This window comes from Desulfurobacteriaceae bacterium (assembly GCA_039832905.1).
Taxonomy (GTDB): Bacteria; Aquificota; Aquificia; order Desulfurobacteriales; family Desulfurobacteriaceae; genus Desulfurobacterium.
In genome coordinates this window covers 1-12,534 of sequence record JBDOLX010000050.1, presented here as the reverse complement: position 1 = coordinate 12,534, position 12,534 = coordinate 1, and the positions used below count along the sequence as shown (strand labels likewise).

At 35.1% G+C, this 12,534-nt stretch carries 14 protein-coding genes; 3 read left to right on the top strand and 11 right to left on the bottom strand.

The annotated features are described in order from the left end of the window. Window positions 1-43: 43 nt before the first annotated feature. Window positions 44-964, bottom strand: a complete 921-nt coding sequence (locus ABGX27_03630; GenBank protein ID MEO2068581.1) for a radical SAM protein — start codon at window positions 962-964, stop codon at window positions 44-46. Between the two features lie 74 nt (window positions 965-1,038). Here ABGX27_03630 and ABGX27_03625 point away from each other — a divergent pair, with 74 nt between their 5' ends. The 3 genes from ABGX27_03625 to ABGX27_03615 all read left to right on the top strand — a co-directional run bounded on the left by ABGX27_03625 (window position 1,039) and on the right by ABGX27_03615 (window position 6,127). After that, window positions 1,039-2,535 (top strand): sodium-dependent transporter, encoded by a 1,497-nt coding sequence (locus ABGX27_03625; GenBank protein ID MEO2068580.1) that lies wholly within the window; start codon window positions 1,039-1,041, stop codon window positions 2,533-2,535. A 97-nt stretch (window positions 2,536-2,632) separates the two neighbouring features. Beyond that, window positions 2,633-5,359, top strand: coding sequence for an SMC family ATPase (locus ABGX27_03620; GenBank protein MEO2068579.1), 2,727 nt, complete (start codon window positions 2,633-2,635; stop codon window positions 5,357-5,359). A 3-nt stretch (window positions 5,360-5,362) separates the two neighbouring features. Then, window positions 5,363-6,127, top strand: a complete 765-nt coding sequence (locus tag ABGX27_03615) for an undecaprenyl-diphosphate phosphatase (protein ID MEO2068578.1) — start codon at window positions 5,363-5,365, stop codon at window positions 6,125-6,127. Window positions 6,128-6,131: 4 nt separating this feature from the next. On the opposite strand, the gene lptB is transcribed toward ABGX27_03615, so the two are convergent. From lptB to fliD, 10 genes are all read right to left on the bottom strand, one after another. Then, entirely contained in the window at window positions 6,132-6,872 is a 741-nt protein-coding gene (lptB, locus tag ABGX27_03610) for an LPS export ABC transporter ATP-binding protein (GenBank protein MEO2068577.1), read from the bottom strand. Beyond that, window positions 6,856-7,365, bottom strand: a complete 510-nt coding sequence (locus tag ABGX27_03605) for an LptA/OstA family protein (GenBank protein ID MEO2068576.1) — start codon at window positions 7,363-7,365, stop codon at window positions 6,856-6,858. The genes lptB and ABGX27_03605 overlap by 17 nt, the downstream gene beginning before the upstream one ends. Continuing rightward, window positions 7,362-7,892: an LPS export ABC transporter periplasmic protein LptC gene (gene lptC, locus ABGX27_03600; protein MEO2068575.1), complete on the bottom strand. Its 531-nt coding sequence runs from the start codon at window positions 7,890-7,892 to the stop codon at window positions 7,362-7,364. The genes ABGX27_03605 and lptC overlap by 4 nt, the downstream gene beginning before the upstream one ends. Beyond that, entirely contained in the window at window positions 7,882-8,355 is a 474-nt protein-coding gene (locus ABGX27_03595) for an HAD-IIIA family hydrolase (GenBank protein ID MEO2068574.1), read from the bottom strand. Before ABGX27_03595 ends, lptC begins: the two co-directional genes overlap by 11 nt. Then, window positions 8,352-8,903: a metallophosphoesterase family protein gene (locus ABGX27_03590; GenBank protein MEO2068573.1), complete on the bottom strand. Its 552-nt coding sequence runs from the start codon at window positions 8,901-8,903 to the stop codon at window positions 8,352-8,354. The genes ABGX27_03595 and ABGX27_03590 overlap by 4 nt, the downstream gene beginning before the upstream one ends. Before the next feature lie 36 nt (window positions 8,904-8,939). Continuing rightward, complete coding sequence (locus ABGX27_03585) at window positions 8,940-9,923, bottom strand: cytochrome-c peroxidase (protein MEO2068572.1); 984 nt, start codon at window positions 9,921-9,923, stop codon at window positions 8,940-8,942. Between the two features lie 70 nt (window positions 9,924-9,993). Then, a complete protein-coding gene (bioD, locus tag ABGX27_03580; GenBank protein MEO2068571.1) occupies window positions 9,994-10,617 on the bottom strand; it encodes a dethiobiotin synthase in 624 nt (207 codons plus the stop codon). Further along, the gene (locus ABGX27_03575; protein MEO2068570.1) at window positions 10,614-10,874 is read right to left on the bottom strand and encodes a hypothetical protein; all 261 of its coding nucleotides are present in this window, start codon (window positions 10,872-10,874) and stop codon (window positions 10,614-10,616) included. Before ABGX27_03575 ends, bioD begins: the two co-directional genes overlap by 4 nt. Continuing rightward, a complete protein-coding gene (gene fliS / locus ABGX27_03570) occupies window positions 10,847-11,209 on the bottom strand; it encodes a flagellar export chaperone FliS (protein MEO2068569.1) in 363 nt (120 codons plus the stop codon). Before fliS ends, ABGX27_03575 begins: the two co-directional genes overlap by 28 nt. Window positions 11,210-11,224: 15 nt before the next feature. Then, window positions 11,225-12,534 (bottom strand): flagellar filament capping protein FliD (gene fliD, locus ABGX27_03565; protein ID MEO2068568.1); only part of this gene is annotated, 1,310 nt, incomplete at its 5' end.

Sequence of the window (12,534 nt, the reverse complement as noted above, 5' to 3'; positions counted from 1 at the left end):
TTAGAAAATAACAAAACGAAAAATAGAAGGGATATTACTATCCTCATTTTACTCCTTTTACATAAACAACATTACCAAAGAGAATTTTAACCACTTTTCCTTTGGCAACGAGTTTTTCAATTTCCTTTTCTACATCTACCTCCGAAACCCCGAGGGCACAAGCTATTTCATCAATTGGACAAGGTCTCCTCACAACAATTTCATAAATTTCCTCAAGGATTTTTTCCGGTTGAACTTTACTTTCCTTAGAAGTCTTATAGACAACAATTTCTGTTCTAGGGTAGCCAACTTTTTCTTTTATTCTCTCAAGTTCAGAAAAAGAAAGAGGTAAAACGTTGTAAGCTGGTGGTCTTACAACGGTGTTTAGCTGCCATTTGTCAGGTTTAATTTCGTGTATTACTTCCCCTATTCTCTCAATCTCTCTTTCAGAATCGTTTACTCCTTTTACGAATAAAGTTTCAATCCAAACCTTTTTACCAAGGGACACAAGTTTTTTTATGCCCTCTACTATAACTTCCGGAGAAAGGTTTTTGCAAGGTCTGTTTACTTTTTCAAAAACTTCCTTGCTTACAGCATCTAAGGAAGGAAAAATTAAGTCTATTTTCTTTAGATCTTCCAAAACTTCTTTTTGGTGTAGCAGACTTCCATTTGTTAAAAGTGCAAGTTTATAGTCAAAATTATCTTTTAAAAAGCTTACCAGTTCTCCCAGTCTTGAAAAAAGAGTCGGTTCTCCATAGCCGGAAAATGTTATGAAATCTATCTCAGGATTGTGGCTAAGGTATAGTTTCAATTCTTCTATAACGTCTTTTAGTGGAACATACTCTCTTCTTTCTAATGTTTTCACCGTCGTTCTTCCAACTTCGCAGTAAAGACAGTCCATACTGCAGACCTTAAAAGGAACAAGGTCTACTCCAAGGGATAATCCTAAACGCCTTGAGAAAACTGGACCAAAAACGTATTTCATCAAATCCTCCTAAAAGTATAAACTTGCTAAAATAAGAAGCCAAAAAGTTATACAAAATTTCGTTGGGGAAAAGAATGAGAGAACAGTGGAGTACAAAATTAGGACTTATCCTTGCTATGGCTGGAAATGCTGTAGGACTTGGAAATTTCCTTCGTTTTCCTACGCAAGCTGCCGAAAACGGCGGTGGAGCTTTTATGATTCCTTATATGATTGCAATGCTTGTTATTGCAATACCTTTAATGTGGACTGAGTGGGCAATTGGTCGATACGGAGGAAGTAAGGGACACGGTACAACTCCAGCAATATTTTCTCTCCTTTGGAAAAAACCAATAGCAAAGTACATTGGGATTTTAGGACTTTTTATTCCTTTTGTTGTTCTCTGTTACTATATATACATTGAGTCTTGGACTCTTGGTTATGCAGTCTTTTCACTCCTTGGAATGCTTCCCCATCCAGATCCTAACCTACCACAAGATCAGTTCCTAAAGCCATTTGCAGAGTTTTTGAGAAATTACACAAGACCCTCTTTAATAGCATACATCTTCTTCCTAATTACTGTTACATTCAACGCCTATATCCTCTACAAGGGAATCAGCGGTGGAATAGAGAAATTTGCAAAAATAGCAATGCCAACCCTATTCATTCTTGCTTTCATTCTTATGATTAGAGTTATTCTTTTAGAAACTCCAAACGGATCTGCAGTTCAAGGACTTGACTTCCTTTGGACTCCTAACTTTTCTCAGCTTTTAAATCCTGACGTTTGGCTTGCAGCTGCAGGACAGGTATTTTTTACTTTAAGTCTTGGTTTTGGAGCAATAATAACTTATGCTTCTTATGTAAAAAAAGACGAAGATATTGTTGCTTCTGGACTTTCTGCAGCTTCTCTTAACGAACTTGCCGAAGTTATCCTTGGCGGTTCTATAGCTATTCCTGCAGCAGTTGCTTTCTTCGGGATTGTTAATGCCCAAGCTGTAGCCAACAGTGGTAGTTTTAATCTAGCCTTTGTAAGTCTTCCTGCAATTTTTTCAAACCTTACAGGTGGAGACTTTATAGGGTTTCTATGGTTTTTCCTTCTCTTCTTTGCAGGGGCTACCTCATCTGTAGCGATAGCAGTTCCAGTTATTGCTTTCTTAGAAGATGAATTTGGATTAAGTAGAAAAGTAGCTACAACTGCAACGGTAGTTTTCATGTTCTTAGTAGCGCAGATTCCTATTTTCATGCCAAAGGCGTTAGACGAGATGGATTTTTGGGCTGGAACGTTCTTTGTAGTCCTCTTTGCACTCCTTGAAGTTGTCATTTTCTTCTGGCTTTTCGGAGACAAAAACGCTTGGAAAGAGATAAACAGAGGTGGTCTCTTTAAAGTTCCAAAGGTGTTCTTTTACATCCTTAAATACGTTACTCCTGCAGCACTACTGATAATTGTATCTGTATGGTGTTTCTCCAAACTTCCAGAACGTATCTTAGCTAATGGAATTGAAGAGTGGATAACCCGTTTTGTTATGCTTTTCATACTAGCACTTTTTGGATTTTTGGTCTATCTTGCAGATAAGAGAAAGAGGGTTGAAGGATGAAAGGAAGTTCTCTCCTTTTTATGCTTTTTTCATGGTTAACTGTTGTTAGCCTCGTTGTTTTCTGCTTTACAGTTATACTAAGAGAAGGTCAAAATAAATGATAAGGTTAAGGGAATTAAAACTTGAAAACTTTCTTTCCCATAAGAAAACCAACCTTTTTTTTGACGATGAAACCTACGTAATTCTTGGCGAGAACGGATCAGGGAAAACTTCTATTCTAAGAGGGATCTTCTTTGCCCTTTTTGGAAAAGATTTTGTTCTTGATAACAAAAACCTTTATAGAATCGTTAACAAAGAAAGCAACAAAATGTCAGTATCTTTAAGTTTCGTTTACCGTAATAGTATTTACACTGTTAGGAGAAAGTATTCTGTTGTAAGAAGAAAAGGCGAAGCCGAAATCGAAAAAGATGGGAGACTTTGTGCTTTTGGAATTAAAAATGTTAACGAATTTATAGAAAATGAACTGGGCTTAGACGCTGGAATTTTTAGAAACACCGTTTACGTTCCTCAAGGAGAAATTTCAAGGTTCTTTGAGGTAGCGAGAAAGGATAAAAGGCAGATACTCAACAGACTTTTAGGGCTTGATGAAATTCGAGAGAAGCATGAAAAGATGAAAAATATCTTTAACAAGTTAAAATCTATAGAAAAACTTTTTCTTGAAAAACAAGAAAATTTCAAGGATTTAGAGAAAGAAACAGAAAATTTAGAAAAAGAAACAGAATCTCTCCAAAAAATTTTGGAAAGGCTAAAAGAGGAACAAAAAGCAGAGTTAGAACTTTTGGAAAAGCAAGAAAAACTTTTCAATAGTTACCTTCAGAAAAGAGAAGAGTTTAAAAGACTTTTAGAATCCAAAAAGAGAGTTGAAGAAGAGTTAAAAAGGTTAAAAGTAGAACTTCAGCGTTTAAATAAGAAGATAGAGGAAATAAACAGCCTAAAAAGTTCTATCAGTAAACTACAGGAAAAACTGAAAATTTTTGATCCTCTCAAGAAAATAAAAGCCAAACTTGAAGTGATAGTGGAGAAGAAAGGGATTTCTGAGAAATTAAAAACAGAACTGAACAACCTTCTACTCGCCGAAAAAGAAATAAAGGAACTTGAAAGCAAGCTACCACAAGTAGAAACTGAACTTAAAAAAGCGAAAGAATCACTTATGGAGAAAACTCCTCTAAAGGACAAGATCGAAGCAGAAATTTCTAAACTAAAAAAGTTAGAAAAAGAACACCAAGAATTATCAATTAGACTTTTAGAAAAAGAAAAACTTCTAGAGAAAGTAAATAAAGAACTTTCAGAACTTTCTGAAGTAGGAAAAGTAGAGAATGTCCTTAAAGAGAAGGAGAAAATTTTAAAAGAGTTAGACAGTATTCAAAAAGAAATAGCACTCTTTGAAAATAGAATACAGGAAGCAAAAAACAGGATAGATATCTTGGAAAGGGCAGAGAATCCCGTGTGTCCAGTTTGTAAATCTCCAATGAGCAAAGAAAAAAGAGAAAAATCTATAGAAGAAAGCAAAGAGGAAATAGAAAAATCAACAAGAAAAATTGCAGAACTTAAGGAGAAAAAGAGAGATCTTCAAGATAGACTTTCAAGTTTAGAGGAAAAAATACAAAACCTTCTAAGACGAGAAGATAGAAAGAAAAATCTTGAGAAAGAAAAGGAAAGATTAGAGACAGAATTAAATAAGTTGAGAAACACTTTAAAAGGCATTGTCTTTGATTCTGAAAGTTTAAAAACAGCAGAGAATAGACTTTTGTCTCTTAAGGAAGAGTTAGCTACTCTAAAGGAAAAGGAAAGCAATTTAGAAAAGGAGTTAAAAGAATTAGATAGAAGATACACTGACCTTTCAAAAATTTTTAGCCAAGAGAGAAAAGAGAAACTTTCAAAAGAACTCAGAGAAATAAACAAAGAAGTAGAAGAACTAATAGGAGAAGTAAAAAGAATAAAGAAAGAATTTAACCTTTCCGTATCTTCTAAGAAAGAAGTTGATACAAAACTTTTAGAATTGGAAAAAGATAAGGAAGAACTAGACAAAATTCTTGGAGAGGTAAAGAACTTAGAATTTTATAAAGAGGAGAAGAAAAAGAAAGAAGAAAGTATCATAGAACTTGAAAAAGAACTAAAAAGCATAAAAGATGCCTTAGATAGGCTTAACTTTAAAGAAGAAGAATTTTTAACAGTAGAGGAAACATTTAAAGGACAAAAAGAAAAAGTAGACCTTTTAGCACAGAGAATTTCAAAGGAAGTCGGCAGACTAGAAACCTTAAAAAAACAATTACAAATGAATAAGGAAAAACTTAAGAAAAGAGAAGAGGAACTAGAACTTTTAACGAAGCTTTCAGATTCTTTAAGAATTTTAGAAACTGCAGTAGTTTCTATTCACCCTGAAAGAGGTTTCTTGCAAAAGGTTAGGAAATCTCTTCTTCCTCAAGTTTCCCTTTACTGTAAAGATTTTTTTGAAGAATTTGATTTTGAGTTTGGAGAAGTTGAAATAGATGAAGACTTAAGTATAAGCATTGGAGTTCCCGGAAAAGGTCATATGGAGATAAATGATCTTTCAGGAGGACAGCAAATAGCCTTTGCCCTTTCTTTGCGCTTTGCTATGGCAAGGTATTTCGCCCAAAATTTTGAACTTTTAATCCTTGATGAACCTACAATTCACTTGGATCTCCAAAGGCGTCAAAGTTTAACCGACCTTCTTCTGAAATTGAAAACCAAAATTCCTCAGATGATAATAGTTACTCACGATCCTGAACTTGAAATAGTAGGCGATAGAGTTATAAGGGTGAAAAACGTAAACGGTATTTCTGAAGTATCGATAGTGGGGTGAAATATGAACATTCTTGATGCAGTAATCTTGGGAATTGTTGAAGGAATTACGGAATTTTTACCTATATCTTCTACTGGACATATGATCTCAGTCTCTTCCATTTTGGGAATAAAGCAGGATACTTTCACAAAAACGTTTGAAATTGCAATCCAACTGGGAGCGATCTTAGCGGTGGTTTCTATATACAAGGATAAACTGATAAAAGACTTTACTCTCTGGAAAAAACTTATTGCAGCATTTGTCCCTACTGGAATTCTTGGACTTTTGCTTCATTCTTACGTAGAAAAACTCTTTAGCCCTCTTGTGGTGAGTATTGCCCTTATATTTTGGGGAATCATCTTCATAGTTATAGAACTTCTCTACAAGAACAAAGAACATACAATAGAAAAACCAGAAGATATAAACTACCTTAAAGCTATAATGATTGGAGTATTTCAATCTTTAGCCATGATACCCGGAACTTCCCGTTCAGGGGCTACTATAATTGGAGGATTAGTTCTTGGTTTAAATAGAGTAGCAGCAACAGAGTTTTCTTTCCTTCTTGCTATCCCGACAATGTTTGCCGCTACCGGTTTTGAACTTTTGAAAAACTTTAAAGAACTCTCCGTTGAGAATTTTGCAAGTTTAGGAATAGGCTTTATTACCGCATTTATCTTTGCTTTTATTTCTGTAAAGTGGCTTTTAAAATTTATAAAGACTCACACTTTCATTCCTTTCGGAATATACAGAATAGCTGTTGGAATTCTATTTTTAACCCTACTACTATAGGCAACTACAGAGTAAACTGGTCTCCAAGATAAATCTTTCTAACTATTTCTTTTTCTGCTACTTCCTGGGGAGACCCGGAAGCTACCACTTTTCCGTGCCCTATTATGTATGCCCTATCTATAATTCTTAAGGTTTCCCTAACATTATGATCTGTAATTAGAACGCCTATTCCCATTTCTTTTAATTCTTTTATTAATTCTTGAATTTCATAAACTGCTATAGGGTCTACTCCAGCAAAAGGTTCATCAAGAAGCAAAAACTTCGGATCTATGGATAAAGCCCTTGCTATCTCAAGCCTTCTTCTTTCTCCTCCAGACAACGAATTCGCCTTTTGTTTTTTAAGATGTGCTATACCAAACCTTTCTAAAAGCCAATCGGTTTTTCTTCTTATTTCGTTTTCAGGAAGACCGTACATTTCCAAAATAGCTTTTATATTTTCTTCTACCGTAAGTTTTCTAAAGATAGAGGGTTCCTGAGGTAGGTAAGAAATCCCTTTCCTTGCTCTTACATAAGTAGGATCGTCCGTTATTTCCTCCTCACCAAGAAATATTTTTCCTCCATCTGGCTTTATTAAACCTGCAATACAGTAAAAGGTAGTGGTTTTTCCTGCTCCATTAGGTCCAAGAAGTCCAACAACTTCTCCTTCAAAAATCTCTAAACTTACACCATCAACAACTTTTCTCTTACTGTAGATCTTGGTTATTCCTTCAGCTCTCAAAACGTTTAAATCAATTACTCTTTCCATTCGGTAAAGCCCTTTTATTTTTATCGTCTGGGAATATTACCGTTTTTACTTTCTGTTTTATACCTTCCACCAGAACTCTTCCGTCTTTATATGCAATTATCTTATCGCCAATTACTATATTCTTACCCTGCTGAAGCTTTGCATTTCCAATAAGAACTGCTTTTCCTTCCAAAGGGTAATAATAAAGTTTTTCACAGGAACCTTCACCTCTTGAGTCTTTGATGTAAACATTACCTATGATTTCTATTTTCTTTATAAACTTATCAGTCTTATCAAAATAAACCAACAGCTTGTCTCCCTTCATTATTGTTTCTCCTCGTTGAGCTATGACATTTCCAACATAGATAGCTAGATGTTTCTTCTTGTAGTATGTAAGTTTCTGAGCTTCAACAACAACCGGTAGATGAATAGTTCCATTGTCGCTAACTTCCGCTTTCAAAGGAAAAGATAAAAAAAGAAAAAAGAAAACAGTTATAAGAAAGTTAAAATTCATCTTACAACCTCTCCAAAGGTGGATTTAACATTAGATAGGATTATAACCATTTCGTTTTTCAAGTCTATTTCGCATCCCTTCCCTTCTATAACCTTATCAGGATAAAAAACAACTTTACAAAAAGATGTAGTCTTAAAAACTTCTTTATCCACGTAATAGGTTCCGTTTTCCGTTTCTCCTTTAAAGTTCTTGCTGTAGAGTAAGACTTTATTTAATGAAACTTTTTTTCCTCTTTCATCATAAATAGCACTTTCTGCTTCTATTGTATAGCTCTGTCCGTCCAACACTCTAAGCTGAGGACAAGTAAGGAAAACATTTTTGTCGTCTATGAATGTAGCTTTCGATGATCTTAAAGACCATCTCTTATCTCCAGTGGATCTAAGGGTAAAGTCTACTATTACTTGTTCTTTGTTTGTTCTTACGCTTACTTTCTCCGGAGGAGTCTCCCTCCGTGTAATTAAAACTATAGATGGCAAGATGGAAACTATCCCTAAGAGAATTGCTACCTTTAAAAGCCTACTTCTCATTTTTATTTATTTCCAAAATGTAGTCTATAAATTCCCTTACTGCGCCTTTACCGCCACCAAAACGGGAAACAAAGGATACTCTTTTTTTTATCTCCTCCACTGCATCAGAAGGAGCACCGGACAGCCCTACTTTTTTCAAAATTGGTAAGTCAGGTATATCATCTCCCATTGCCGCTACTTCAAAATCTTCAACGTTATGTTTTTCTTTTAGAACTTCATAAACTCTTAGCTTGTCATCTACTCCTTGGAAAACATCTCTTATTCCAAGTTCTTTGCACCTTATTTCAACCATTTTCGATTTTCTTCCAGTTATTACTGCTACCTCTATTCCACTTTTTAAAGCCTTCACTATTCCATAACCGTCTCTCACATTAAAACTTTTGTACTCTCTTCCTTCACTATCGTAAGTGATAGTTCCATCTGTCATAACACCGTCAACGTCAAGTATTATTAGCTTTATCACACCAATTCCTCTTCAGAAACTGGTTTGTAGTCTGTAAATTCTACATTAACATTCTTACACTTTATACCCTTAAGATGGCAACCACAGAGAACACCAAATCTATTCCAGTGAACATGTCCATGAACGAGAAGGGAACAGCTATTATTGAAGTAAACTTTGACTATTTTCTCTTGAATTTCAGGGAATCTATAGGTTCGTAAATCTAAGGCAGGGTAATGAGAAAGAAGAACTCTTTTTCCTTTTATTTTTATTATTGCATATTCTTCTATAACTTCGTCAAAAAATCTCCTCAGTTTTCCTTCACGGGCTCGAAAATCATGGTTCCCTTTTACCAAAATTTTCTTTCCAGGAATTTCTTTCCATGCCTTTAAGAACTCATCGTTTAGTTTCCAAGAAAAATCTCCTAAATGGTAAAGGACATCGTCATCTTTTAGAGTGATTTTTAAATTCTCAAGAATTGCTTCTTCAAAACCTTCTTTTCTCTTTAGGGGATTAAGCTTTAAGATATTCCTATGAAAAAAGTGGGTGTCTGAAATGAAGTACCTCATAGGAAAATTATACCCCCACGAAGGGGGTAAGAAGGATTATTTTTCGGCAGGAAGTACTGGAATAACTCTTGCTTCAAGGGGAACTTCTCCGGTCATAGACTCTAAGAAAGCTTTAATTTTCTTAACCTCATCATCAGATAGGGTAACTCCTAGTTCTTTTTTAGCCATTATCCTAATTGCATCCTCAAGCTTTTCTACGGAACCATCGTGGAAGTATGGAGCCGTAACTGCAACGTTTAAAAGCTGTGCAGTTCTAAACTTATACTTGTCTTCCTCTTTCTTGGTTACTCTATACCTTCCTAAATCTTTACCCCATTTAAACTTATGAAACTCTCCATCAGAAAGGACAGGTCCATTGTGGCAGGCAATACATCCGTACTTGACAAATAATCTCATTCCTTCCTTTTGTTCCTTAGTTAATGCGTTATCATCGCCAAGAAGGTATCTATTAAATGGTGAGTTTGGAGTCGTCAATATTCTTTCAAAAGCTGCTATTGCCTTGGCTACATTTTTAAAGGTAACAGGATCCTTGTCGTTTGGGAAGGCCTTTTTAAAAAGTTCAACATATTCAGGAATTTGTTTTAATCTTTTAACTACAAGCTGAGGAGTAGCATTCATTTCAACGTGAGCTTGAATTGGACCTTTGGCTTGTTCTTCTAAAGTTGGGGCTCTACCATCCCAGAACTGAACTTTTAAGAACCCTGCATTAAGGGTTGTTGGAGCGTTTCTTCCTCCCGTTTTCCAACCATGTCCGATAGAAGATTTAACGTTATCGTCCCCTCCAAGTGCTAAGTTATGGCAAGTATTACAAGAAATAATCTTACTCTTTGAAAGTCTTGGGTCATAGTAGAGCATTTTTCCAAGCTTAACTTTTTCTGGCGTTAGTGGATTATCTTTTGGAATTGGAGGTAGTGATGGAAGTGGTGTAAAGAAAGACCTTAAGTCCTTAGCTTCAATTCCTTTTAAAGCTGATAGTGTGGCTAATGTAGCAAGTCCTAAAGTTGATAAAAGCTTTCTCATTTTACTCCTCCTAAAGCTTTTATTTATTTTATTATTGGAAATAATAATCTATTGCAAACAATTTTCAAGTTCAGATGTCTAAGATTTCTTTGACCACTTTTGGAGAATCTTTTGGAGAGGAGAAAAGACAAACAGGAACGGATAAAAGTTCCTTTAAAGTTTGATAGTTTGTTTTCACACTTTCATCAAAAAAATCTTTGGTATTTAAAATTACTCCTTTTATTCTTATCCCTTCATTTTCGCAAACTTTAACAGTAAGTAGAGTATGATTTATCACTCCAAGTTTATTTAGTGCAACAACAATTACGTCCATAGAAAGTTCTTTTGCAAGGTCAAGAAAAGTGTACTTTCCCGTTATTGGAACAAGAATTCCCCCAGCCCCTTCCAAGAAAACTTCTTCATAATTTTTTGAAAAAGATACTATCTTTTCCTTAATCTTTTCTAAAGATATTCTTCTCCCCTCAAGTTTTTCTGCAACGGAAGGAGCAAGCGGAGCTTTAAAACTATAAATGGGATTTATCTCCTTTTGACAGACTTCAGAAATTTTCTGAGCATCTTCGCAAATTGGAGAACATCCTGTTTCAACAATTTTTAAACCACATATGTTTTTACCACTTTCAAGTAGATATCTAAGTAGAGATACAGTTACAAAAGTTTTTCCTACGCCTGTATCTGTTCCAGTTACTAGTATCATCGCAAATACGCATTTTTAACTTTTCTAGTATTTTTAATGGCGTTTTTTAGTTCCTGTTCTTTGGATCTTAGAATTTTTGAAAGATCTTCAATATAAGAGTAAAGAAGCTTTCCTTCCTCTCTAGAAAGTCGTTTTATAAAGGAGGAATCATTGAGAGCTTTAATTTCCTTTCTCGCCTTTTCAAAGTTTCCATTATGAATAAGGCTTCTTATGGTCTCAAGCTTATCTATTAAACTTTGTTTTTTATTCCTTCCCATCCTTCCTTCAAAGTTTCTAAAATTTCAATTATGTCATTTAAAAGTTTCCTATCGTTCCTAGCGTTAACGACTATTAGCGAATTTAGAATAAAGTCGTAAAGATCTCTTAAGTTTTTAGCTATTTCACCTCCATTCTCCATATCTAAAGACGAGTTTAGAACCCTAATTATTCTATCAGCTTTAGCTATAGCATTTACTTTTCCGGGAACATCATTTTTCTCTATACACTCATCAGCTTCTTTCAGCAAAACAATGGTTTTATCGTAAAGAAGAATTACATGTTCTATGGGAGAAGCTGTTTCAACTTGCATTTTCAAATAAGGATTGGCTGTCATCTTGTACCCTCTTTATTATGATGGTAATAGAGTTGTATCTCCAAATACTGAAGTCAATTTAGCCCTTATAGAATCCATTTCCTCTTGCAATAGCTGCACCTGTATTAACTGTTGTCTAAAGAGTTCTATCTGTTCATCAACAAGTTTCTGCATTTGTTCTATCTGGTTCTCAAGAGAACTCTTTTGGCTATTTAGACTATCTTCTTTGCTTCCTATAGGACCTTGAGGATCCTTTAGGTAAACAAGATAGTCATAAAGAGATGTTTTTAAATCACTTATAGCTTGTCTTACAGTATCTTCTGAGTTCAGAAGAAGTTCATCTAGTTTAGCGCTGTCAAGTATTGCATGTCCTGTATCTTTATCAAATTCAATAATTCCTAAGTTAACCAAAGGTTGCATTCTTGATAGAATCCCTGACCTTACAAACTGAAGAGTAGTTTCCCCGGAAAGCATTCCATCTTTTCCACCTTCTGTTTGGACAAAGTCAACTAATGAATTGTAAGCAGATATAAAGTCGTTTAAAGCTGTTTTAAAAGGTTCAAAATCTTTATCAGTTGTAATAGTTGCTGTTCCTACATCTTTCACTGTGAACTGAATTCCTGGAACAGCTTCGGTAAATGTATTTGTAGAACTACTAATGTCTGTTCCGTAAACAGAAACTACGGCATCCTGAGCTGTTTGAACATGGCTAGAAGGATAGTTGGAACCTATTTGAAGTTGGTCTAAAAGATCTCCTCCTCCCGTCTCAGTAATAGAAACTGTATTTGAACTTCCCGTATCGACTCCGCTAAGCAGGAGCCTATACCCTGTACCATCAAATATAACTGAAGCTCTAACCTTGTCTTGAGCATTATTTATCGCACTTGCTATTTCTTGAAGAGTAGAAGGATTGGTAGAATCCGTTGTATCTGTATCATAGTTAATTGTTGCAACAACGTTTCCAGCATAGGAAATCTCAATCGTTCCCGAAACCGTAGCTACTGCAGAAGTTAAATCGGTAAAGGAAGCTTGAGATAACCAAACGTCATTCGCTGCAAGTTGTTTAACATCTACGGAAACACTACCAGCCAAAGCCTCAGTTGAGTCATAAATACTTGCAGTTAAAACAGTCTCATCTGAAGAACTAACGCTTTTCTGGTCTAAAATGGTTGTTGAAGTTAGGGAATTGAAAGCTGAATAAAGATCATCTATTTTTGAAGCAAAATCATTTAAAGCACTTATCTTGGCATCTAGAACGCTTTCTTGACTCTGCAAAAGATAAACTGGCTGCATTTGAGCATGATAGTATGTATAATGCAGCTCCTGATAGTCAAAAGTTAGAGATA